19 protein-coding genes are annotated in these 22829 nt (G+C 59.3%); 15 read left to right on the forward strand and 4 right to left on the reverse strand.

Going from position 1 to position 22829, the window contains the following annotated elements:
• The first annotated feature begins 36 nt into the window (after positions 1 to 36).
• The 8 genes from KCX70_RS12700 (at position 37) to KCX70_RS12735 (ending at position 9578) form a co-directional block, all read left to right on the forward strand.
• The gene (locus tag KCX70_RS12700; RefSeq protein WP_212617774.1) at positions 37 to 1113 is read left to right on the forward strand and encodes an ABC-three component system protein; all 1077 of its coding nucleotides are present in this window, start codon (positions 37 to 39) and stop codon (positions 1111 to 1113) included.
• 2 nt (positions 1114 to 1115) lie between these two features.
• Positions 1116 to 1709, forward strand: a complete 594-nt coding sequence (locus tag KCX70_RS12705) for an ABC-three component system middle component 1 (RefSeq protein WP_003298911.1) — start codon at positions 1116 to 1118, stop codon at positions 1707 to 1709.
• Positions 1706 to 4699, forward strand: coding sequence for an AAA family ATPase (locus KCX70_RS12710; protein ID WP_003298909.1), 2994 nt, complete (start codon positions 1706 to 1708; stop codon positions 4697 to 4699). The genes KCX70_RS12705 and KCX70_RS12710 overlap by 4 nt, the downstream gene beginning before the upstream one ends.
• 428 nt (positions 4700 to 5127) lie before the next feature.
• Positions 5128 to 5955 (forward strand): phosphonate ABC transporter ATP-binding protein, encoded by an 828-nt coding sequence (gene phnC / locus KCX70_RS12715; protein WP_003117867.1) that lies wholly within the window; start codon positions 5128 to 5130, stop codon positions 5953 to 5955.
• Positions 5952 to 6815, forward strand: a complete 864-nt coding sequence (gene phnD / locus KCX70_RS12720; RefSeq protein ID WP_003117866.1) for a phosphate/phosphite/phosphonate ABC transporter substrate-binding protein — start codon at positions 5952 to 5954, stop codon at positions 6813 to 6815. The genes phnC and phnD overlap by 4 nt, the downstream gene beginning before the upstream one ends.
• Positions 6816 to 6823: 8 nt before the next feature.
• A complete protein-coding gene (phnE, locus tag KCX70_RS12725) occupies positions 6824 to 7651 on the forward strand; it encodes a phosphonate ABC transporter, permease protein PhnE (protein WP_003298907.1) in 828 nt (275 codons plus the stop codon).
• A gap of 8 nt (positions 7652 to 7659) precedes the next feature.
• Positions 7660 to 8670: a phosphonate dehydrogenase PtxD gene (gene ptxD, locus KCX70_RS12730; protein WP_003152798.1), complete on the forward strand. Its 1011-nt coding sequence runs from the start codon at positions 7660 to 7662 to the stop codon at positions 8668 to 8670.
• Positions 8664 to 9578, forward strand: a complete 915-nt coding sequence (locus KCX70_RS12735; RefSeq protein ID WP_003298906.1) for a LysR family transcriptional regulator — start codon at positions 8664 to 8666, stop codon at positions 9576 to 9578. The genes ptxD and KCX70_RS12735 overlap by 7 nt, the downstream gene beginning before the upstream one ends.
• Here KCX70_RS12735 and KCX70_RS12740 read toward each other — a convergent pair.
• Positions 9575 to 10396 carry an inositol monophosphatase family protein gene (locus KCX70_RS12740; RefSeq protein ID WP_312486381.1) on the reverse strand — a complete coding sequence of 274 codons (822 nt, stop codon included), beginning with the start codon at positions 10394 to 10396 and terminating at the stop codon, positions 9575 to 9577. The genes KCX70_RS12735 and KCX70_RS12740 overlap by 4 nt on opposite strands.
• Before the next feature lie 553 nt (positions 10397 to 10949).
• On the opposite strand from KCX70_RS12740, the gene KCX70_RS12745 reads away from it, so the two are divergent.
• A complete protein-coding gene (locus KCX70_RS12745; RefSeq protein ID WP_036998697.1) occupies positions 10950 to 11240 on the forward strand; it encodes a helix-turn-helix domain-containing protein in 291 nt (96 codons plus the stop codon).
• A 414-nt stretch (positions 11241 to 11654) separates the two neighbouring features.
• Here the strand turns inward: KCX70_RS12745 and rnhA are convergent, their stop codons facing one another.
• Together rnhA and KCX70_RS12755 are read right to left on the reverse strand one after the other, a co-directional pair.
• Positions 11655 to 12107, reverse strand: a complete 453-nt coding sequence (rnhA, locus tag KCX70_RS12750; protein ID WP_021208951.1) for a ribonuclease HI — start codon at positions 12105 to 12107, stop codon at positions 11655 to 11657.
• A gap of 17 nt (positions 12108 to 12124) precedes the next feature.
• On the reverse strand, positions 12125 to 12880 hold the full coding sequence (locus KCX70_RS12755; protein ID WP_212617775.1) for a class I SAM-dependent methyltransferase: 756 nt from the start codon (positions 12878 to 12880) through the stop codon (positions 12125 to 12127).
• Positions 12881 to 12993: 113 nt separating this feature from the next.
• On the opposite strand from KCX70_RS12755, the gene gloB reads away from it, so the two are divergent.
• Together gloB and KCX70_RS12765 are read left to right on the forward strand one after the other, a co-directional pair.
• The gene (gene gloB / locus KCX70_RS12760) at positions 12994 to 13773 is read left to right on the forward strand and encodes a hydroxyacylglutathione hydrolase (RefSeq protein ID WP_212617776.1); all 780 of its coding nucleotides are present in this window, start codon (positions 12994 to 12996) and stop codon (positions 13771 to 13773) included.
• Between the two features lie 100 nt (positions 13774 to 13873).
• A complete protein-coding gene (locus tag KCX70_RS12765; protein ID WP_080656864.1) occupies positions 13874 to 15421 on the forward strand; it encodes a LysM peptidoglycan-binding domain-containing protein in 1548 nt (515 codons plus the stop codon).
• Between the two features lie 10 nt (positions 15422 to 15431).
• Here KCX70_RS12765 and KCX70_RS12770 read toward each other — a convergent pair whose 3' ends face one another.
• The gene (locus KCX70_RS12770; protein WP_249121643.1) at positions 15432 to 16883 is read right to left on the reverse strand and encodes an HDOD domain-containing protein; all 1452 of its coding nucleotides are present in this window, start codon (positions 16881 to 16883) and stop codon (positions 15432 to 15434) included.
• Between the two features lie 121 nt (positions 16884 to 17004).
• Here KCX70_RS12770 and KCX70_RS12775 point away from each other — a divergent pair, with 121 nt between their 5' ends.
• From KCX70_RS12775 to KCX70_RS12790, 4 genes are read left to right on the forward strand one after another with little or no spacing between them, the layout of a single operon-like run.
• Positions 17005 to 18855, forward strand: coding sequence for an extracellular solute-binding protein (locus tag KCX70_RS12775; RefSeq protein ID WP_392602247.1), 1851 nt, complete (start codon positions 17005 to 17007; stop codon positions 18853 to 18855).
• The gene (locus tag KCX70_RS12780) at positions 18852 to 20732 is read left to right on the forward strand and encodes an extracellular solute-binding protein (protein ID WP_212617777.1); all 1881 of its coding nucleotides are present in this window, start codon (positions 18852 to 18854) and stop codon (positions 20730 to 20732) included. Before KCX70_RS12775 ends, KCX70_RS12780 begins: the two co-directional genes overlap by 4 nt.
• Positions 20733 to 20734: 2 nt before the next feature.
• Positions 20735 to 21811: a microcin C ABC transporter permease YejB gene (locus KCX70_RS12785; RefSeq protein WP_021208958.1), complete on the forward strand. Its 1077-nt coding sequence runs from the start codon at positions 20735 to 20737 to the stop codon at positions 21809 to 21811.
• Between the two features lies 1 nt (position 21812).
• Positions 21813 to 22829: an ABC transporter permease gene (locus tag KCX70_RS12790; RefSeq protein ID WP_021208959.1), complete on the forward strand. Its 1017-nt coding sequence runs from the start codon at positions 21813 to 21815 to the stop codon at positions 22827 to 22829.

A 22829-nucleotide genomic window follows, 5' to 3' on the forward strand; every position in this document is an offset into this window, starting at 1 on the left:
CAATACCTCATGAGGCCGCAGGCTGGATCCAGTTGGATGGTCGCCGGTACCCACAGCTTGAATGGTACGACGAGCTTGCCAGCGGCCCATGCTGCCACGGAAGTTGTCGGTCACCACTGGACAGCGGGCGGTAACAACAGAAGGCTGCGGTTGCACGCTACCTATTGCCCGCCTACGCCAAATACCGTGGCCCTCCACTCGGCCATCCTTCGGCTGGCCCTGCACTTGAAGAGCGGGAGCCATTGCCTGCTTCTGGGTGAGCCGCTTTGGCGCCAAGGCGCTGGGAACGAGTTGGGTAGAACGCTTGGGATCAGCGAGAGTGATCTTGATGAGCTTCCTTGGATAGACAATTCAGAGGCGCTGTCCTGCGCGTCGGGTCGCGAAATCTCGTCGATCCTGGAGGCGCGAGATGAATCTTCAGCACTTCACCGGGCAATGAACAATCTTGTGTGGGAGCAGCTACAAGCCCGCATCACGGCCAGGTTGAACTCGGTATCCGACATGCCATTACTGGCAGCATTGGAACCGAAGTGGCGCTCTTGGGCCGCTGAGCTAACAGCCGACGCCGCTGCGCGTGAGTCACTGTTAGAACAACTCATGTACCCCAAAACAGAAGGCTTAGACGGGAAACACGCGCTGCGCGTCGGGCCTCGTACTGCAGACCTGCTGGAAACCGCCATTCTGATGCTGCTTCTGGTTTGCGTCGCAATCGGTAACGACGATGGCAATTGGCGCGAAATCCCTGACGTTGGGGATGTTCTCAGCATTGCATTGCAGAACTGGTCAGGCGCTTCAGGCGATCACAGTGGCGCCAGGCCTGTTGCCGATGACCTGATGGCCATTTTGGGGCCTTCGCCAGCGTCGGTAGTCATTCTCGCGGGAGTCGAAGGGTCTCCCACGAGCCTACTCGAGTCCGGTATGGCTGATGATTTTGAGACCAGTAACAGCATGGCGGCTGAGCGCCAGCCCAGATTGCTGGTGACACGATTTGGGGTGCTCAAGCACTTGCGTAACGGGACACTCGCCCAGCTAAAGCAGCAATTCCAACGTCATTGGGATGCTTGGCGCGACGCGCGTGAAGCAGCAATCGAAGCTTATAGGGAAGGACACTAATCATGCTGACACTGCAGGAAGTGGCTGGCGCAATCATTCAGCGTGTAGAGGGTCGGTATGACGTGTGTCCCCGGGACGTAACGGAGCTAATGCTGCCTGAGGTCGACTACGACTCGCATGTTCTTCGACTCAAGCGCTCCCACATCGAACGGGCGGGCTGGCGGACGGTTCTGCTCATCGAGCTTCCACTGACGGCCCTTCAGGCAGCCAACCAGTGGGCAGCCGATGTCCGGGATGTGCTGCCCGAACCTGAGACTGCAGACCTCTATATGTTTCTGATGATCAGCGGTATCGCCAAGGATGACGCTGCACGGATTGAGACGGATGACAGATTTTGCCGCAAGGTTGTTGTGCGCGAATCTGAAGCAGCTGGTGATTTTCTTAACCGGACATTCTTGGCGGCCTTGGATCCCGCTGGCGATGTCGAGACGCTGAGCGATCCATTGGTGTCGGCGCTGAACACGCTGTCCAATGCATACCCTTGGTCTGCTCCACACATCGCTGCTTGGAAAACGCAGTTTCTGACCAACCAAAACGGAGCGGATGTGGTGCGTGTTCTTACCGACTCGCTGGGTGAAAGCGAGGTTCAGTCGTGAGCAAGTTGAATTCAATCACCCTGTCGAACCTGCGCAAATTCGGGTCGGAAGTCACCATCGAGCTGAGTCCCGGAGCGACTATTTTGCTCGCGCCCAATGGTACTGGCAAAACAACGGTATTTGAGGCGATCGAGTTTGGCCTAACCGGGAAAATCGCGCGTCTCCGTGACGACCTTGCCCACATCATTCGTGATGATCAGGCGGCAGCGACAGTCAGTCTGAGTTTTTCTGAGTTAACTGCGACATCACGCGTGACTGCAGCGGGCGAGGTCAGCCGGGACGGAGACTTGAGCAGCGTCTTCCCTAATGTGTCTGCAAATGACATCCCATTCTTGCTGCGTCTAACTCACCTCTTGGATCAGAGGGAGAACGGGTGGATCGTTAATGCAGAAGAAAAGGAAGCCGGAACCCAGTTGGCGAAGCTGCCGATTGGTCGCGACGGTTCTAAAGCTCGCGCCAACCTCGCTGCCGTTCGACGGTCGCTGACGGAGCAAAAAGCCCGTGCGGAAGAAGTGTTGATTGGGCATGAGACTGATTTGAGCGAGTGGACTCGCCTACTTCAGGAGCGTGACATAGCTGCTGCCGGTGCAGTAGGTGCATTACGACCGCTCGATCGAATTGCCGACGCTCTCTCTGACGCTGCAAACCAGACGCAAAGCCTGAGCCAGATTCCACCTGGCTTATTGACCGGGCCTGCAAGCCAGGAGGGGCTGACGATTGCACACTCCGCACTGACCGAGATCTTGCAAGGGAAGGTCGAACGGACTCGGGCGCATATTTCAAGCCTTGCCTTGGTAAACGATCTTGTTGAAAGCTTTGTTGCGGCGCAGGAGCAGCTCGAAAAGCTCAATGAAGACCTCGCGGCAGCTAGTCAGACACTCGATAAACACGCGAACACGAGGGCTGACGGCAATGCCGCCTTGCAGGAGCATCAGGCCAGTATCCACTCTGCACAGCAAGAACTTACCAGCATCGGGCAGCAACTTGAGCGTCTGATTGGAGAAACCACTGCAAAACAGGAGATCGCTCACCGAAATGACGCGTTGACGTCAGCGATTGCTGCCCTACGCGAGGCTGAAGAAAATTCTCGTGTACTTCGCGAGCAGCATGAGCGCAACCAACGGGTTCGCAACCAGCATGCTCAGATTGACGCCCAGCTTCATGGCATCAACCAGACTGAGCAGCGCTTGGAGGCGAGCCGTCTAATGCTTGCCGACTGGCAGGCCACTGAGCAGCAAATCAGCGAGGTTGTTCAGCAAATCACGGATCTCGGAGTGCTCATCGATAAACAGAGCATCGATCGGGATGCCGAACGTTCCTCGTATGAGACGTGTAAAGCTGCGGAGGCCACTGCCCGATCATTTTATGAGATGCTCAGTTCTTCCGCCGACGCAATCCGTCAGGCCGTTGCATCCATAGCGCAACATCTTCCCGCTGACCAAGATCAATGCCCGCTTTGCCTGGAGCCGCATGGTGCAACCAAGCTTCAGTCCCGTGTGGCTCAAGCCCTTGAAGCGATCAATCCGAGTTTGACTGCAGCTGAGCAGCGATTGCGAGCTGCTGTGGAAGCGTTGACGGCCAGTGAGGTCGCGGTTGAGAAAGCGCAGCAAGCACTAGACTTCAGCCGAATGGAGCTGGGTGCTTTGGAGTCCAGCCGCCAGGATCTGGGAAGACGAGTTGCGCAGTTTCGTACCGATCCGATTTTGGCTAGTGACTCGCTCCCATTGGCAAGGGAGTCGCTCAGGCAGCAACTCGATAGTATTGCTCCTGCCAAAAAGCGTTTGACTGATCAGCGAGCGGCTTTGGACGCTCTCCCTTCCCCTGAAGCCTTTGAACAAACCGAGGGGGCCTTCAACTCGGCACAGCAGATGCTCGACTTGGCCCGAGTTCAACAGAGCGAAGCGTCTACGCGGCTGGATCAAGCAGTTGCCGCACTGGCCGCGCTCACCTCTGGAGAACCGCTGGCTCGTACGCTTGAGCAACTCACTGCAGAAAAAGCGCAGCTGGAACAGCAGATCAGCGATCTGAACGGGAAGGTTGAGACTGTGCAATCCGCCCTAGACACCCAGCAGCATCAGTTGGTTGAGTCATTAACCGCAGTCAAGGAGATCGAGGAAGAAATCCGAAGGGTTCAAACGCTCCTTCTTCAAATCCGCGCGAGCTGGCAAGAGCAGGATTTGACCGGCGACCCACTTGCGGAAGCTGCGCAGGCCCGTGAAGCGACACTGCGCGCTACGTTGACCCTCCTGGAGGGGTATGTTTCAGCACTCGAAGGCATTGGGGTGGAGATCTCTGCTTGGGCCAAGCTGAACGATTCACAACTGGCTCAGCGGTTGATTGATGCTCAGCGTCTTGACCGATCAGAAGAGGCCTTCGAAGCGTACCTCAATGACAGCATCAACGCGGCACGCTCCAGCTTCTTGCAGTTGTCCTTGATCTCGGACGCGATGGATTTGCTGGACGGCTCACTCAAGAAAGAAATTGAGAATGTTCAGAAGCATGTCGGCAAGGTGGTACCCCGCTGGCAGGCGCTGCTAAAGCGTGTCGTGCGAGAGTCCAGGTTCCACGAGGCAAGCCTGAAATTCTTCAACTCGTATAACAAGGATCGTGCCGGCGTTTCTGTACCGCTTGGCAATAAAGCGGTACCGGTACCTGATATCGCGAGTGAGGCACAGTTGACGGATCTTCAACTGACCTTCCTGCTCTCAATGGCGATGAGTCATCAGTGGTCTCCTTGGAAAGCACTGTTATTGGATGACCCGACTCAGCATCACGACCTGGTACATGCCTCTGCGGTTTTCGATTTGCTGCGTGACTACATCGTTGATCATGGTTTCCAGGTCGTTATCGCTACCCATGATGCTCTGCAGGCTCGTTACTTCATGCGCAAGCTGCAAAACGACGGAATTGAGGCCAAGATCTGGACGCTCGTGCCGACTGAAGATGGCGTCACTGCGCAAGCAGGGAGCTGGAAACAGCGCATTCAATAATGCAGATATCTTTCCGGGCCTTGATTTAAATGTAAGCTGGGCGCAAGCCAAGTCCTCACGGAGGTTGGCTTTCGCGCAGCGGTAGGTACGCATCTATAGATCCGCCATCTTGGGGCCGAAACAGCTCTTGGGGTATGACTGCTTCTGGCCGCTAGTGTGCGCTCTCTTGCTTGGATGGCATTACGTTCTGGCCCAACGTTACTGTAGCGAATCCGCAGCAGTATCAATCAAAGCCTCCTGTATCCCGCGTGAAGAAAGACGCTACGTTGCGCCCGTTCTTCCACGGCTTCGCTTGCCGCCCCGCTACGGCAGATTCGAAGCATTCATCGAAATGTCATCATTTAGAAGCAGTGCGTTAACAAGGAATTTCTACCCTTTGCATCGCGAACCGCAATTGTGCGGCCAGCAATATTGCGAAAGGTGATCAAATGACGCCCCATCCGATACAGGACGCCGTGCTGCGGGTCGACCGGTTGAGCGTCGTCTACCCAGGCGGCGTGACAGCCCTACGCGATACCTCGATTGCATTTCGGCGTGGTGAGTTCACCGTGCTGCTTGGTCTCTCGGGCGCAGGCAAGTCGACCTTGCTCCGTAGCCTCAATCGACTCGTCACGCCCACTCGCGGCAGTGTCACCAGCGAGCTCGGTGAGCTCGGCAGCGGCTCGGCCTTGCGTCAGCATCGTCGGCGTACCGCCATGATCTTTCAGCACCACCAGCTAATCGAACGTCAAAGTGCACTGGCTAATGTGCTTACCGGTCGGCTGGCCTTTCACAACACGCTCCGCTCGCTGTTTCCTCTGCCGCGTGCCGATCAGGAGATTGCGCTCAGTTGCCTCGCTCGGGTCGGTCTGGCAGACAAGGCGCTAAGCCGGGTGGACAAACTGTCCGGTGGCCAGCAGCAGCGGGTAGGCATCGCGCGTGCGCTAGCGCAACAGCCCGCGATCATTCTTGCCGATGAGCCGGTAGCCAGTCTCGACCCGGCCACTTCGGTCCGTGTTCTCGGACTGCTGCGCGACATCTGCAAGGAAGACGGCATCACCGCCATCGTTTCGCTGCATCAACTCGAATATGCCCGCCGCTTCGCCGATCGCGTCGTCGGGCTGGCCGATTCTCAGATCGTTTTCGATGCCGCGCCCTCGGAACTCACCGATGCGCAGCTTGAGCGCATCTATGCAGGCCGCTCTACGACTCAGCCAGCAACTGCTCCGGCTGAAACCCCTGTCATGCTCGCACCTTCACTGGAGATGTCCCGATGAAACGCTTATCCGCTCTCTTATTGACCTGTTTGCTGTCCGCTGTTTCAAGTCTGTCCGCCGTAGCGGCCGATGCCGATCCGGATGTGCTAAAGGTTGCGCTGCTGCCGGACGAAAACGCCTCGGAGTTGATCAAGCGAAACCAGCCGCTGAAGGATTATCTGGAAGAGCATCTGGACAAGAAGGTGCAGCTGATCGTAACCACCGACTATTCCTCGATGATTGAGGCGATGCGCTTTGGCCGTATCGACCTGGCGTATTTCGGTCCGCTGTCCTACGTCATGGCCAAAAGCAAAAGCGACATCGAGCCCTTCGCTGCCATGGTCATCGACGGCAAGCCGACCTATCGCTCAGTGATTATCGCCAATGTGGCGTCAGGCGTGAATGAGTATGCCGACCTTAAGGGCAAGAAGATGGCCTATGGTGACCGGGCATCGACGTCCAGCCATCTGATTCCCAAAACCGTGCTTCTTGAGACGGCCGAGCTGACGGGTGGGCAGGACTACGAACAACATTTTGTGGGCACGCATGACGCCGTTGCCGTCAACGTGGCGAACGGAAACGCCGATGCGGGTGGGCTGTCGGAGGTAATTTTCAATCAAGTAGCCGAACGTGGCCTAATCGATCCGAGCAAGGTGAAAGTACTTGGTTACAGCGGCGAATATCCCCAATACCCCTGGGCGATGCGCTCGAACCTGAGCCCCGAGCTGAAAACCAAGGTGCGGGATGTATTCGTCGGTATCGACGATCCCGAAGTGCTGCGCAACTTCAAAGCCGAGGCCTTCGCGCCAATCACCGACGCCGACTACGATGTGATTCGCAACATGGGATCGCTGCTCGGCCTCGACTTCGCCACGATGTGAGCACCGATATGTCTACTCATCATGACGTGCAGGCGCTGCCTGCAGAGCAACGCGAGCACATCCTTCGAGGCTTCGGCCTCGGTTGGTGGCGCCAGCTGGGGCAGGTGGCAATTGTACTCGGAGTGGTGCTGTTGGCCTGCTGGTACGTGGGGCTGCTCGATGCCACCACGCTGCTGAACGGGCTGCCCTCCATCGCGACCCTGGCAGGCGAGGCCATGCCGCCAGACTTTTCGGGCTATCGAAGCTGGATTCGCCCGTTGATCGACACGCTGGCGATGAGCATCGCCGGCACGGCCATCGCAGTGGTGTTCTCGCTGGTGGTGGCCTTCGTTGCAGCGCGCAATACGGCGCCGCACCCCCTTGTGTTCGGTGTTGCCCGGGTGCTGCTCAATGCCCTGCGGTCGGTGCCGGAGCTGATCATGGGCATCATCTTCGTTGCAGCCGTAGGGTTCGGCGCCTTGCCGGGCGTGCTTGCCCTGGGTCTGCATTCGATCGGCATGGTCGGCAAGTTCTTCGCCGAGGCCATCGAGCACGTCGACGAAGCGCCGGTGGAAGCCGCTCGGGCGGCGGGGGCTACGCCGATGCAAGTGCTGCTGCACGCGGTTTTGCCACAGGTGACTCCGCAGTTCGCCGACGTGGCGATCTACCGCTGGGAATACAACTTTCGCGCCTCCACCGTGATGGGCATGGTTGGCGCCGGCGGTATCGGCTTCGAACTCATGGGCTCGCTGCGCATCATGCAGTACCAGGAGGTTGCAGCAATCCTGCTGGTCATCCTGGCCATGGTCACGCTAGTAGACGCCTTCAGTGGCGTGCTGCGCAAACGTTTCAAATAGGACAAACCATGCTGCCGAAACTCGTTATAACTCACCGAGTACACGATGAGATCCTGCAACTGCTGGCGCCACATTGCGAGCTGATGACCAACCAGAGCGACAGCACGCTGACGCGCGAGGAAATTCTGCGCCGCTGCCGCGATGCTCAGGCGATGATGGCGTTCATGCCCGATCGGGTCGATGCAGAATTTCTCCAAGCCTGCCCCGAGCTGCGTGTGGTCGGCTGCGCGCTCAAGGGCTTCGACAATTTCGATGTGGACGCCTGTACTGCCCGCGGGGTCTGGTTGACCTTCGTGCCTGATCTGTTGACGGTCCCGACTGCCGAGCTGGCGATCGGACTGGCGGTGGGGCTGGGGCGGCATCTGCGCGCAGCAGATGCGTTCGTCCGCTCTGGCGAGTTCCAGGGCTGGCAACCACAGTTCTACGGCACGGGGCTGGATAACGCGACGGTCGGCATCCTTGGCATGGGCGCCATCGGACAGGCCATGGCTGAGCGCTTGCAGGGATGGGGCGCGACCCTGCAGTACCACGAGGCGAAGGCTCTGGATACACAAACCGAGCAACGGCTCGGCCTGCGCCAGGTGGCGTGCAGCGAACTCTTCGCCAGCTCGGACTTCATCCTGCTGGCGCTTCCCTTGAATGCCGATACTGAGCATCTGGTCAACGCCGAGCTGCTTGCCCTCGTACGGCCGGGCGCTCTGCTTGTAAACCCCTGTCGTGGTTCGGTAGTGGATGAAGCCGCCGTGCTCGCGGCGCTTGAGCGAGGCCAGCTCGGCGGGTATGCGGCGGATGTATTCGAAATGGAAGACTGGGCTCGCGCGGACCGGCCGCGGCTGATCGATCCTGCGCTGCTCGCGCATCCGAATACGCTCTTCACTCCGCACATAGGGTCGGCAGTGCGCGCGGTGCGCCTGGAGATTGAACGTTGTGCAGCGCAGAGCATCATCCAGGCGTTGGCAGGTGCGCGCCCAATCAACGCTGCGAACCGTCTGCCCCAGGCCGAGCCTGCCGCATGTTGAATCCGGTCTGGCTGAAGAGCCTGGTAGCGATCGTTCAAACAGGCAGTTTTCAGAGCGCGGCGAGGGCGTTGGGGCTGGCCCAGCCGACGGTGTCGCAGCACTTGCAGAAGCTTGAAGAGCAGGTCGGCGTAACGCTGGTGCAGCGCAGTCGTAGAGGCTGCCAGCCTACCACACGTGCGCTGGCCTTCATGCCGCATGCGACCGCCTTGCTCGACATGCACGCCCGGGCGCTAGAAGCCCTGCATGGAAATAGTGAGCGCGTCGGGGCCAGCTCCAACATCGGCACCTACCTTCTCCAGCCATTCGTGCGCAGCTATCTGACGACCGCAAATGAGAGGGGCGAGGTGGATCTGCGCATCGCCGCCAACCCGGATGTGGCCGACCAGCTACTGGCGGGCCAGCTCGACGCCGCGATCATGGAATGGTGGCTACCTCACCCCGACTTCGAACACCGCCTCTGGCGGGTCGAGCCGCTGGTACTTATCGTCAGCCCCGACCATCCGCTGGCTGAAGCAGGGTGCATAGAACGCGATCGTCTGGTGGACCTGCCGATGCTGGGAGGTGAACCGGGTAGCGGTACCGGACGGCTTCTGACCGAATACTTTGGCGAGCTGGGCGTGCCTCGCAGCGGTATGCAGCTAGGCAGCACCGAGGCAGTCAAACAAGCAGTCAGGGCGGGACTCGGCGTGTCGTTGGTGATGGCTTCCGCAGTACAAGACGAAGTTCGCAGTGGCGCGCTGGTAGCTCTTCCCATCCCGGGGCTTGAAAAGCGTCTCCAACTGATCTGGCGCAAACCGCCCGGAAATCTGCACCCGCCGGGATTTGTGCGGCACTTATTGGCCGATAGCTACAACTCGCTAGAAGCTGTTATCAGCTACGCGCCCGCGATGCCTAATCTCACCGTCTAAGCGAAAACCTGACTCCAATCTCTATCTACTAGGACAGTGCATGCCTGCGGCGCTCCACCGAAACATCGACTCGAAACCTTTGAGAGCTTCGCAACAGAGTCATAGGTAATAGGTTCGCCAGATTGATTGATCAGGACGCCGCCAGCTCCCCGCAGAATTGCGTGTCCAGCCACCACATCATGAGCAGATACAGGAACAACTGAGACTGCCGCAACACCATCTCCAACGGCGACCGTAGCCAGTCGGTAGGCAATACTAGGCATCGGTAAGCACACAGAAGGAGCGCAAAGCGCTGCGTTGACCTCTGGCCTCGCCAAAGCTCCCGTACTTACCAGCACGTTGCTGTCCGCTCCTAGCTGGAGTGTACTAATCGAGCTTTTCAAAATCTGTCCATTTCTACTGATGCCGGCCAGCCCCTCGCACCAAGCGATACAGTCTGGTCCTCTCCCGTTCGTGACCGGCGCATGAACCACGCCGAGGACAGGCTCTGCCCCCCTCAATAGGCCGACAGAGAGCGCTGTCCCTCTGAAGCCCCGAAGGAAATCCCGGGTGCCGTCGTTAGGATCAACTACCCAACAATACTCAGCACCAGTCAATGTTGAGCCCGTTTCCTCCCCCCAAAAATCGCAGTCCAGAGCAGCCAGAAGCTCTTCTCTCAGCAGGGCTTCAATCTCTACGTCGACCTCCGCCTTGTCCCCATATCCACGTGGACCCGATGCAAGCTCACATTCCGCTGCTAACAACTCTCCGGCGCCGAGAACAATCCGAATCGTGCAGTTCAAGAGATCAGTCAGAATCATGACGGGACCCTGTGTCATGCCTAAGCATGGGCTGCTTCAAGATTCAGCGACCGCGCTAGGCGCTGCCGAACAATATATTCTCGCCTTAGTTCCCCCTACCGCCCCTTCGTGGCGACTCTCCACGTAACACCTCCCCGTGCCGGTTTTGAACTCATAGCCAAACACCTGCTTTGCTTGATCGTGAACTTTCACCAGCTCGGTTAGCGGCTCCATGCTCCAGCTGTCCGTCCCGTTCAAGCGCGCAGGTACAACCAATGCGACCGACGCAATCTGCAGATCTGGAGACTGCTCCCCAAGAAGTGACTCAAAAGCATCCTCGTTCGGGATCAAGAGCATCGTGTCCCAGGACACACCATCGCTGGCTTCGCGAACCGTCACGTAGAACCATGGACGATGCTGCCTGTGCTCCACGTATTGCCACATTTGATAGTGGTCCCCAAATAGAGGCTCGAACGGGATTTCAGCATGCCTATAGGTAGTAAACATCTGTGGATACTCGAAATTAAGCTATATATAGCATAGCCGAATTATCACCAAGAAGGCTTCATCGTTCCCTTTGCGAGAGTGCAAAGTGGAACTGAACAAAGCACTTGGATTGGTAATGAAAGACATTCGGCAATCGCGCGGGCTGCCACAGGAGGGCCTTGGCCCAAGCCAGAGCTATATCAGTGCGCTTGAGCGAGGGAAGTGGAAAGCATCACTAGATAAGGTGGAGCAAATCGCAGGAATTTTGACCCTTCATCCCGCAACACTCCTTCTTCTCGCCTACCTGAGAAAGGACCCCTCGCTTGATGCGCAGGCGTTACTTTCGCAGATCCAAGCTGAGTTAGATGTCCATCAAAGCAACCTTGGTGCACGTTGAATTAAAACCCAAGGCAGGATCTAAAACCGCCGCAGTCAGATCGACACAGGTAGAAAACTGAAAACCCCAGCCTGAGACCGTCCCTGTAAGACCTCAAACCTAGGCCCAGGTGAGCCTCAGGCGCAAAAAGCATTGAGGCTTTTACCTTGCCTATGCATCATGACCTAATGGCGATGAGTATCTGAAACACTGGGGGTCGCCCCCCAAATCCAAAATGTAAACGATGGGCCCAATTAGAGGCGCACGGTTTACATTTTCCCCTGCCAGCTCTTAACGAAAGAAACTGATCCACCAAAACACCAGCCTTAAACCCGCATTTTTAGAGGAGTAGAGATCAAAAGAGGGGGCTCAGCGCACGTTTACAGTGATGCGCACTGGGTGGAACAGCACTACGCTACGCATATTTCATATCACTCAAGCGGTTTGTCGTTTGGCCTGTACTACGCCGCGATTGGCCAGGATATCGGCGCGTTCGTTTCCGGGATGCCCGGTATGGCCACGCACCCACTGCCAGCTCACCTGATGGCGATTGACCTGCTCGTCGAGCTGGCGCCACAGGTCAGCGTTCTTCACCGGCTGCTTGGCGGCTGTCTTCCAGCCGCGCTTCTTCCAGTTGGGCATCCAGTCGTTGATGCCCTGCATGACGTACTGGGAGTCGGTGACCAGCCTGACCTGGCAGGGCCTCTTCAATTCTTCCAATGCGCGGATCGCCGCCATCAGCTCCATCCGGTTGTTGGTCGTCTCAGCTTCGCCGCCCCACAGCTCGCGCTCCACGCCCTTGTAGACCAGAAGCGCACCCCAGCCGCCGGGGCCGGGATTGCCCTTGCAGGCACCATCGGTATAGATCTCGACTGTTTCATCACTCATGAACGATTATCTGCCTGCTACTGTTCGGCATCGCGGCGACTGACCTTGGCTACCGGCATCGGCAGCAGTTGCCCCATGCGTTCACGGCGGCTTTGCCTCAGCGGGCGCAGGCCTACCATCAACTTTCGCGCCACCAGCAGATAGAAACCACCGGTCGGGAGTTTCATCTGCTCGCCAGCGATTTCCAGCGGCGACAATCGCGCCTGCCACTGGCCCGAAGAAAGCGGCGGACAATAGCACCCGAACCGGCGTTTCTCCAGTGCGAATCCGAGCAGGTTCAACCAATCCCCCACACGTGTGGGACGAATGCACCGTGCGTGGCGCAACGCTCTTCGGGAGAGCAAGCGTGATGCTCCCCAGACGCTCCAGGGATTGACTCCGACAATCAGCAGATGCCCGCCCGGCCTGACGCTACGGGCTGCTTCGCGCAACAGGGCGTGAGGCGAGAGGCTGAAATCGAGGCCATGCTGAACCACCACGACGTCGGCGGCGTGTTCGCCAATCGGCCATGACTGCTCCTCACACACGATCTCGACACCAGCGAGCGGTGGCCCCAACCGCACACTGCGCTTGATTTTCTGCGGCTCGATCGCGGCATTAGCGAAAGGGCCGTAATGCACCAGATAACTGCCGAAACAACGCGACAACTCCTGGCCGATCACGCGTCGCTCCTGATCGAGCAATTGTTGGCCGGCCGGACTATCGAACCAGGCACTGGTTTCGTTCATCAGCGTCAGCCAACGTTCATCCGGCTTGGTACAAGATCCACTCATGGCTAGCCTCCGCTCATCGGTTCGCCGCTCCGACAGAAGCCATCGGCCGGTTCAACTTTAACCATCCTGGCTGCTAGGATGCGCTTTTACAGTTGACTTGGCGACCGGTGCCCATGTTGAAGATAGACGCTCTCCCCGCCTTTACCGACAACTACATATGGCTGCTCCAGGACCCTGAACAGCGCACTTGCGTGGCTGTGGATCCGGGCGATGCGGGCCCGGTTCAGGCATGGCTGGATGCCCACCGCGATTGGCGCCTGACCGACATCCTGATTACCCATCACCACCATGATCACGTCGGCGGCGTGCTGCAACTCAAGGAACGGCACGGCGCCAAGGTCCATGGCCCAGCTGAGGAAACCATCCCGGGCAGGGACAACGCGCTGACCGACGGCCAGAGCATCGAGGTGCTCGGCCACCGGTTCGAGGTGATCGAAGTGCCCGGGCACACCAGCGGCCACATCGCCTACTACCACGACGATCCTAAAGAGCCGCTACTCTTGAGCGGCGACACGCTGTTCGCAGCCGGTTGCGGGCGTCTCTTCGAAGGGACCGCCACGCAGATGTTCAGCTCACTGCAGCGGTTGGCAGCCTTGCCGGCGAATACACGCATCTATTGCACGCACGAATACACACTGAGCAACCTGCGCTTTGCCCAGGCGGTGGAGCCGGACAATCCGGAGATCGGCGAACGCCTCGAACAGGTCATCCGCCTGCGTGACGCGAAGCGCATTACCCTGCCTTCCGAGCTGCGCATCGAGCACGCCACCAACCCCTTCTTGCGTAGCGCTGAAGGCGCGGTAGCGGCAGCGGCCAGCCGCCATGCAGGGCGCCAGCTCGACACGCCCGAAAACGTGTTCGCGGCACTGCGCGCATGGAAAGACAGCTTCTGACGAAGGTCGACCCGTCTTCAAAAACCGCAGCGCCGGGTTGACCCACCAGAACGGCATTCCTACACTCCCTCGAATTTTGCGCCAGGGACCCCTTCAGCCAATGCCGTCTGACTCCTCGAACTGCCCTCATCCGGACGCCTTGGCAGCCTCCGGCCGGGCCCTGGCGCTGGCGATCTGTCTCGCCATCACGGGCTGCCAAAGCACCGCTCCGCGCACACCGGCAGGCAGCGAGGCCAAGGCGCCTGCGGTGCTGCCACAAGAAACCCTGTGGCTCACTGAGAAAGACCCGATCAGCCCGGTCTATTCCGATGTCTGGGATCGCATCAGGCACGGTTTTCAGCTTCAGGAATATCTCGACAGCAACCCTCGCATCGAACAACAGCGGCTGCTCTTCTCCAGCCGGCCCAAATCGATAGAAATCGCCAGCGAGCGGGGCAGCCCCTATATCCACTACATCGTCGAGCAACTGGAAGAGCGCAACATGCCGCTCGAGCTGGCGCTGCTCCCGATCATCGAAAGCGCCTACAACCCCTTTGCCTATTCGCCAGCCCAAGCCGTCGGGCTATGGCAGTTCATACCCTCGACCGGGCGGCATTTCAATCTGCAACAGACCAGTTGGTACGATGGCAGACGCGACATCACCGCCTCCACCACCGCTGCGTTGCGCTACCTGAGCTATCTGCATGGTCTGTTCAACGATGACTGGCTGTTGGCCCTGGCGGCCTACAACGCTGGCGAAGGGACCGTCAGCCGGGCCATCGAGCGCAATCAGCGACTAGGCCTGCCCACCGACTACTGGAACCTGTCCCTGCCCAGCGAGACGCGTGACTACGTGCCCAAGCTGCTCGCGCTTTCGCAGATGGTGCAGAATCCCGAAGCCTATGGTCTCGCACTGGACCCTATCGCCAACGAGCCCTACTTCGAAGTCGTAGCGCTCAAGCAGCGGATGGATCTGGCCCGAGCCGCGCAGATGGCCGATCTCGATGAGGACGAGATGTACCAGCTGAACCCGGCATTCACTCGCCGCGTCACGCTGGACGGCCCGCAGCATCTGCTGGTACCGAGCGCCAAAGCCGAGATGTTCGCGGCCAACCTGGCCCTGATGAAACCGCAGGATCTGGTCGATTGGCAGCAATACAAGGTCCGCCCAGGCGATACCCTTGGCGTGATCGCCAACAGGCACGGGCTTTCGGTCAACATCATCCGGGACATCAATCGCCTTCGAAGCGACCAGTTGCAGATCGGGCAGGTGCTTAGCATTCCGCACTCGGCGGGTTCGAATCCTTCACGCGAGCTGCTGCATGCGGTTGCCAGAAGTCAGCCGGCACCCCGCAGCTACCGAGTGCGTCCGGGTGACAGTCTCTGGGATATCGCCAAGGCACAGAAGGTATCCGTCCGCGACCTGCAACGCTGGAACAACCTGTCCGGCAGTTCCTTGAAGGTGGGCCAGGCGCTGTTTCTGCAAAGCGCCGGCAGCAATCGACAAGCCAAACCGGCACCGACCTATTACAAGGTCAAGAAAGGTGATTCGCTGTACCAGATCGCCAGACGCTTCAACGTCCAGATTCACAACCTGAAGACCTGGAACCCTCGCGACAGCGCGATGCTCAAGCCCGGCCAAACCCTCACGCTATACATCGCCCGCTGAAGCGGCTCGCTCAATCGCGCCGGCCGCTTGCGAGGGTATCGAGGCAGCGCCCCGCCAGCTGGGTAAAGCGCTGAAAAGCGACGAACTGCTCGTGTTTCAGCGCCCGCCCAGATATGCGGTTGTCGGCATACAGCACGCCGATCTCCCGTGTCCCGGCCATCAGTGGCGCGATGAAAAACATGCCTTTGCCCAACTGCTGGCGAAGCGGCAGTGTCATCAGTTCGTCGAGGTTATAGCTCGCCGGAACGCCCATCCACAGCGCCTGCCGTTGGCGCAGTACATAGCTGAATATATGTGCCTGGCCGTTTGGATCGACCGGCAGAACGAAGTTCTCCAGCCAGGGTTCGGTCTGCTCGCCGGCGACACGTTTAGCGCGAAATGAACGCTGCTGATCTGCAAGCACGGTCAGCATGACGCGCTCGAGACCAGCCCCCTGATGGAGGCCTTTGAGCATTGCGTCGAGAATCAGGCCGACTTCGCCACGGCTGACGGCCATCATGCCGAGGTCCTGCATCGCCTGCTGCATCACTAGCAGATCGGGCCGCAGCTGCGTCGCCTGACGCTGCGCCTGTTGCAACTCGACCTGTTCGGGGTCGGTTGACGGAATGAGCTTGCCAAGCCGGCTGGCACCGAACGTCGTCGCCACGTTGACCGCTTCGTCCGCACTGGCCAGAACCTGCTGCATGGCGTCGGTTTCGGAGATACCGCTGAACTCGGCCAACTCCTTGACCAAGCCCTCCATCTGCGCACAACCCCACCCATCGAGCGCCGCAGCGCCGATGCGCACACCGAGATTGACAGCGCGTACGGCAGGATCGCGCAGATTGCTCGAGCCGTGAGCGAAACTCGCGAGCTCGCCGATATTCCAGCTCTTGATCAAACCGAGATTGAGTTGGCGGAAACTGGTGCCGAGCACGTCCTCCACCGCCTTGTCATGATCGGCACCGCTTGCCGCCAGCGCCTCGCCCAGTTCATCGGCCTGCTCGCCGCCACAACCCCAGAAGGCGAGTTCACCCACCTCGTGAAGCAGCGCCGCGATGAAGACTTCCTCTTCGTGTCGAGTCAGTACATAGCCGGCGATGTTGCGCGCCTGCACTGCCGCATGGAACGAGCGCGCCAGCAGCTCCTGCAGCTGTTGACGCGGCGCCCGATCGAGCAGCCCATCGATCAGACTGACCGACAAGCTGATCAGGCGCACATTATCGAAGCCGATCATGACGATGGCGCGGGAAATGGTCTTGATGGTTTCCTGCGATGGGTTGTAATAGCTGCTGTTGCCGACCCGAAGCACCTTGGAGGTCAACGCGGCGTCGCGCAGCAGAACATCGGCCAACTGTTGAACGGACGCATGTTCCTGCTCCGTAAGACGTTGCAAGTCCTGTACGACGGCTGCCAGCGCTGGCAACTCGGATTGGTTCAGGCGGTCAATCCACGCCTGCAGGCCGTAGCAACGATCACTCAAATTCTGCGACCTCAGACGATGGTCAAGCGGCGGAATGGAAAGGCAGTTTGCCTCAGATAGCCGGCCTTTTTCCAGCGGATACAAGCTGTTACTGTACCCCGCCGAGAAGACCTAAAGCGCCATGGATTGGATTCACAATTTGCTGCGACCCATCCTGACAGTGTTGACCTGCCTGAGCTTGAGCGCTCCGTCTTTCGCGACCATCAGCGAGAGCCACGGTTATGCGCAGTTCGGCGCCCTCAAGTATGCGCAGGATTTCACCCACTTCGACTGGGTGAATCCCGATGCGCCCAAGGGTGGTCGCGTGCAATTAATGGCCTCCGGAACATTCGACACGCTCAACCCCTACACTTTCAAGGGCACCAGCCCGACAGCGACCCCGGGGTTTCTGCAGTACGGAATCAGTGAGCTTAACGAGCCGCTGATGGTCGGCACCGGCGTCTACGACCCGTCAGGCGACGAACCGGCTTCGGCCTACGGCCTCATTGCCGAGAGCATCGAATACAACGAAGACCAGAGTTGGGTCGTGTTCAACCTGCGCGATTCGGCTCGCTTCCACGATGGCCATCCAATCACCGCCTATGACGTGGCCTTCTCATACCGTCTGCTGGTCAAAGAGGGCCACCCACGCTACCGCACCGATCTGAAAGGCGTCGAGCGGGTCGACATCCTCAACCGCCACCGGATTCGTTTCGTCTTCGACAAACCCGGCCAGCCACTGCTGATCATGCGCCTGGGTGAACTGCCGGTCCTGCCACAACACTACTGGAAAGACCGCGATTTTCGTGCGACGACCTTCGAGCCGCCACTTGGCAGCGGTCCGTACCGCATCAGCGAGGTTCAACCGGGCCGCCGGCTGACCTTCGAGCGGGTCAAGAACTGGTGGGGGGCGGATCTCGCGGTCAACCGGGGCAAGTACAACTTCAATCGTGTCGAGGTCGAGTTCTACCGCGACACGACCGTTGCCTTCGAAGCCTTCAAGGTGGGCGAGTTCGATTTTTACATAGAGCACCAGGCGAAGAACTGGGCCAACGGCTATCAATTCCCCGCAGTGCTGCGCGGCGATGTGATCCGTGCCGAAATACCCCACCAGATTCCCACCCAGACGCAGGCGCTATTCATGAACACACGGCGCCCGAGCTTCGCCGACAAGCGTGTTCGTCAGGCGCTGGGGATGCTGTTCGATTTCCAATGGACCAACCGCGCGCTGTTCTACGGCGCCTATCAGCGCAGCGAAAGCTACTACCCCAACAGCGATTTCGCCGCTACAGGCACGCCCGAAGGAGGCGAGTGGCTGCTGCTATCGCCGTTTCGCGAGCAATTGCCGGCTGAGCTGTTCAGTGAGCCGTTCCAGCTACCGAAGACGAATGGACGCGGCATCCCGCGCCGCACCTTGCGTAAGGCGCTGGAACTGTTCGAGCAAGCCGGTTGGAAGCTGAAGTCGGACGGCCTTCGCGACAAAACCGGCCGGCCCTTTCAGTTCGAGATTCTGCTGGTCAATCCAGGTCTCGAGCGCATCCTGCAACCCTATGCGGAGAGTCTCGCCCGGGTGGGCATTCAGGCCCGTCTGCGCACCGTCGACGGCGCCCAGTACAAGCAACGCCTCGATCGGTACGATTACGACATGATCCTGACCACGCTGTCCCAGAGCCTGAGCCCGGGCTTGGAGCAATGGCTGTACTTCCATTCAAGCCAGGTCAGCACCAAAGGCGGCCGCAACTACGCAGGCATCGCCAATCCGATCGTCGACCAGTTGCTGGAAAAACTGCTTGCTGCCAGCACACGCGAAGAGCAGATTGCCGCAGCACGCGCCATCGACCGCGTATTGCTCTGGAACCACTACACCATTCCCAACTGGTACATCGGTTACCACCGCCTGGCATATCGCAATCGGTTCGCCCACTTGACGACCCCGCCTTATACGTTGGGGTTGCGCGCCTGGTGGTTGAAGGATTTGGAGAAAACTCAATGACAGTACCCGCACGACTGCCGCTCCTGCACGCCGCTGCCTTCGTCGTCCTGCTTGTCTCGGGCACGGTCCATGCAGCGGCGCAACACGCACTGACGCTGTACGACGAGAAACCCAAGTACCCCGCGGACTTCACCCATTTCGACTATGCCAATCCGGATGCCCCGAAGGGCGGAACCTTGCGTGAGGCCGGCTTCGGCAGCTTCGATTCGCTCAATCCGTTCATCAACAAAGGTGTCGCTGCTGACGATGTCGGCCTCATCTATGACACGTTGACGGCCCAGAGCCTCGACGAGCCCTTCACGGTTTACGGCCTGCTGGCCGAACGCATCGAGAAGGGACCCAACAATCAGTGGGTTCGCTTCTACCTGCGCCCCGAGGCGCGCTTTCACGATGGCGAACCGGTCAAAGCCGAAGATGTCGTCTTCACCTTCGAAACCTTGCTGGCGAAGGGCGCCCCGCACTATCGGGGCTACTACGCCGATGTGGAAAAGGCCGTCATCGAGGGGCCCCGCCAGGTGCGCTTCGACTTCAAGCACGCCGGCAACCGGGAGCTGCCGCTGATTCTGGGTCAGCTCCCGGTACTGCCAAAGCACTGGTGGGCCGACCGCGATTTCGGCGCGGGCAGCATGGAGCCTCCGCTGGGCAGCGGCCCGTATCGCATCGAGCGGGTCGAGCCCGGCCGCACGATCCAATATGCCCGAGTCGAGGATTACTGGGGTAAGGACCTTCCGGTCAACCGGGGCTTCTATAATTTCAACCGCATACGCTTCGACTACTACCGTGACAACAACGTGGCACTGCAGGCGTTCAAGGCGGGGCAGTTCGACTACTGGCTGGAAACCAGCGCGAAGAACTGGGCCAGCGCCTACGACGTCGATGCGGTCAAGGACGGACGCATCATCAAGGAGGAAATCCCCAACCTGAATCCGCAAGGCATGCAGGGGTTCGTCTTCAATACCCGCAAGAAGCACTTGCAGGATCCCAGGGTGCGCGAAGCCCTGGCACTGCTGTTCGATTTCGAATGGACCAATCGCCAGCTGTTCAATGGCGCCTACACCCGTACCGTCAGTTACTTCGACAATTCCGAACTGGCCGCCTCCGGCCTGCCAAGCGAGGGCGAACTGAAGCTGCTCGAACCACTGCGTGGTCAGATCCCCGACGAAGTGTTCGAAAAGCCATTCAAGCTGCCCCACACCAACGCCGACGGCAAGATTCGCGAGCAGCAGCGCAGAGCGTATGAACTGCTCACCGAAGCAGGGTGGAAAATCGAGAACGATCGCATGGTCGACGCCAACGGCAAGCCGGTGAAGTTCGAGTTTCTCCTCGTCCAGGCCGATTTCGAGCGCGTGCTGCTGCCGTACAAGCGCAACCTTGCCGGCCTGGGCATCGATCTGGAAATCCGCCGAGTCGACGTCTCGCAGTACATCAACCGGCTTCGCTCGCGCGACTACGACATGATCGTCAGCGGGTTCGGCCAGTCCAATTCGCCGGGCAACGAGCAGCGCGAGTACTGGCACTCAGCGAGCGCCGATAACCCCGGAAGTCGGAATTTCATCGGCCTCAAGGACCCCGCCATCGATACGCTGGTGGAAAAGCTCATCGCTGCCGATTCGCGCGAAGAGCTGATCACCCGCACCCGCGCTCTGGACAGGGTGCTGCTCTGGGGCCATTACGTCATCCCGAACTGGCACATCAAGACCTGGCGTGTTGCGTACTGGAATCACCTGGCGCATCCGCAGACCACCCCCGCGTACGATATCGGCCTCATGACCTGGTGGAAGAAGCCCGATGTGAAAAGGCCGGCTCCAGCGCCAGCTGCCGATGAGCCAGACGCACCTGCCGCCCTCGAGAGCGGTACTTCGGAGGCGCAGCGCTAAATATGCTCGCTTATATTTTCCGCCGCCTGCTGCTGATCATCCCGACACTGTTCGGCATCCTGCTGATCAACTTCATCATCATCCAGGCTGCGCCTGGCGGGCCGGTCGAGCAGGCAATCGCCAAGCTTGAAGGTTTCGACGGCGGAGCCACCAGCCGCATCGCCGGCGGCGGCTCGGAAGTCGCCACCGGCAGCAATAGCTACCGAGGCGCGCAAGGCCTCGACCCGGACCTGATCGCCGAAATCGAACGGCTGTACGGCTTTGACAAGCCGGCACCCGAGCGCTTCTGGATCATGCTCAGCAACTACCTGCGCCTGGATTTCGGCGAGAGCTTCTTCCGCGATGCCTCGGTCACCGACCTCATCATGGAAAAGATGCCGGTATCCATCTCGCTGGGATTGTGGAGCACGCTGATCATGTACCTGGCCTCGATTCCGCTGGGCATCGCTAAGGCCAACCGCCATGGCAGCGCGTTCGACGTCTGGACCAGTTCGGCCATCATCGTCGGCTATGCGATACCGGCGTTTCTCTTCGCCATCCTGCTTATCGTGCTGTTCGCCGGCGGCAGCTACTGGAACTGGTTCCCCCTGCGCGGGCTGACCTCCGCAAACTTCGACGAGCTGACGCTGGGCGGGAAGATAATCGATTATTTCTGGCATCTGGCATTACCGATCACCGCACTGGTGATCGGTAACTTCGCCACCCTGACACTGTTGACGAAGAACAGTTTTCTCGACGAGATCAGCAAGCAGTACGTGATCACGGCGCGCGCAAAAGGGTTGAGCAAGAATCGTGTGCTCTACGGCCACGTGTTTCGTAACGCCATGCTGATCATCATCGCCGGCTTTCCGTCGGCATTCATCGGGATGTTCTTTACCGGCTCGCTGGTCATTGAGGTGATCTTCTCGCTGGACGGCCTCGGCTTGCTCAGCTTCGAGGCAGCCGTCAACCGTGATTATCCGGTCGTGTTCGGCACCCTCTTCCTGTTCACGCTGCTTGGCCTGGTGGTCAAGCTGATCGGCGACCTGACCTATACCCTCGTCGATCCGCGCATCGACTTCGAAAGCAGGGAGGCCTGAGATGCTGTCGCCGCTGAATCAGCGCCGCTTCGCCCTTTTCAAGGCCCACAAGCGCGGCTGGTGGTCGCTGTGGATCTTCCTTACGTTATTCATCCTCAGCCTGGGCGCGGAGCTGATCGCGAACGACAAGCCAATCGTGGTGCGCTTCGATGGGGGTTGGTACTTCCCTGTGTTCAAGCGCTATCCAGAGACCGTGTTCGGCGGCGAGTTCCCGCTCCAGGCAGACTACAAGGGCCCCTATATCCAGGAGCTGATCAAAAAGAAGGACGGCTGGATGATCTGGCCGCCGATCCCCTTTCATCATTCGAGCATCAATTACGACCTGCAGGTGCCGGCGCCCGCTCCACCGTCCTTGACCAACTGGCTGGGCACCGATGATCAGGGGCGGGATGTACTCGCGCGAATCATTTACGGATTTCGCATCTCCGTACTGTTCGCGCTGACGCTCACCCTGATCAGTTCCGTTATCGGCGTCATTGCCGGTGCGCTACAGGGTTTCTACGGCGGCTGGGTCGACCTCGTGGGTCAGCGGGTGCTGGAGATCTGGTCGGGGCTACCCGTGCTCTACCTGCTCATCATTCTCGCCAGCTTCGTTCAGCCCAACTTCTGGTGGTTGCTCGGCATCATGCTGCTGTTTTCCTGGATGAGCCTTGTCGATGTGGTGCGCGCCGAGTTTCTGCGCGGTCGCAACCTCGAGTACGTACGTGCAGCGCGCGCGCTGGGCATGCGCAACGGCGCGATCATGTTCCGTCATATTCTGCCCAACGCGATGGTTTCGACCATGACCTTCATACCGTTCATCCTCACCGGGGCGATCGGTACGCTGACCGCACTGGATTTTCTGGGGTTCGGTTTGCCGCCCGGCGCGCCCTCGCTGGGTGAGTTGGTGGCGCAAGGCAAGTCGAACCTGCAGGCACCATGGCTGGGCATCAGCGCCTTTATGGTTCTGGCCCTCATGCTGACTCTGCTGGTGTTCATCGGCGAGGCTGCTCGCGATGCCTTCGACCCAAGGAAATAG

Source organism: Stutzerimonas stutzeri, from assembly GCF_018138085.1.
In the GTDB taxonomy this organism is placed as follows: Bacteria; Pseudomonadota; Gammaproteobacteria; order Pseudomonadales; family Pseudomonadaceae; genus Stutzerimonas; species Stutzerimonas stutzeri_AI.

Excerpts from the sequence above, each read along its gene's own strand:
- KCX70_RS12700 (WP_212617774.1), top strand. The coding sequence starts at position 37 with ATGGTCGCCGGTACCCACAGCTTGAATGGTACGACGAGCTTGCCAGCG.
- KCX70_RS12705 (WP_003298911.1), top strand. The coding sequence starts at position 1,116 with ATGCTGACACTGCAGGAAGTGGCTGGCGCAATCATTCAGCGTGTAGAG.
- phnC (WP_003117867.1), top strand. The coding sequence starts at position 5,128 with ATGACGCCCCATCCGATACAGGACGCCGTGCTGCGGGTCGACCGGTTG.
- phnD (WP_003117866.1), top strand. The coding sequence starts at position 5,952 with ATGAAACGCTTATCCGCTCTCTTATTGACCTGTTTGCTGTCCGCTGTT.
- phnE (WP_003298907.1), top strand. The coding sequence starts at position 6,824 with ATGTCTACTCATCATGACGTGCAGGCGCTGCCTGCAGAGCAACGCGAG.
- ptxD (WP_003152798.1), top strand. The coding sequence starts at position 7,660 with ATGCTGCCGAAACTCGTTATAACTCACCGAGTACACGATGAGATCCTG.
- KCX70_RS12735 (WP_003298906.1), top strand. The coding sequence starts at position 8,664 with ATGTTGAATCCGGTCTGGCTGAAGAGCCTGGTAGCGATCGTTCAAACA.
- KCX70_RS12740 (WP_312486381.1), bottom strand. The coding sequence starts at position 10,396 with ATGACACAGGGTCCCGTCATGATTCTGACTGATCTCTTGAACTGCACG.
- rnhA (WP_021208951.1), bottom strand. The coding sequence starts at position 12,107 with ATGAGTGATGAAACAGTCGAGATCTATACCGATGGTGCCTGCAAGGGC.
- KCX70_RS12755 (WP_212617775.1), bottom strand. The coding sequence starts at position 12,880 with ATGAGTGGATCTTGTACCAAGCCGGATGAACGTTGGCTGACGCTGATG.
- gloB (WP_212617776.1), top strand. The coding sequence starts at position 12,994 with ATGTTGAAGATAGACGCTCTCCCCGCCTTTACCGACAACTACATATGG.
- KCX70_RS12765 (WP_080656864.1), top strand. The coding sequence starts at position 13,874 with ATGCCGTCTGACTCCTCGAACTGCCCTCATCCGGACGCCTTGGCAGCC.
- KCX70_RS12775 (WP_392602247.1), top strand. The coding sequence starts at position 17,005 with ATGGATTGGATTCACAATTTGCTGCGACCCATCCTGACAGTGTTGACC.
- KCX70_RS12780 (WP_212617777.1), top strand. The coding sequence starts at position 18,852 with ATGACAGTACCCGCACGACTGCCGCTCCTGCACGCCGCTGCCTTCGTC.
- KCX70_RS12785 (WP_021208958.1), top strand. The coding sequence starts at position 20,735 with ATGCTCGCTTATATTTTCCGCCGCCTGCTGCTGATCATCCCGACACTG.
- KCX70_RS12790 (WP_021208959.1), top strand. The coding sequence starts at position 21,813 with ATGCTGTCGCCGCTGAATCAGCGCCGCTTCGCCCTTTTCAAGGCCCAC.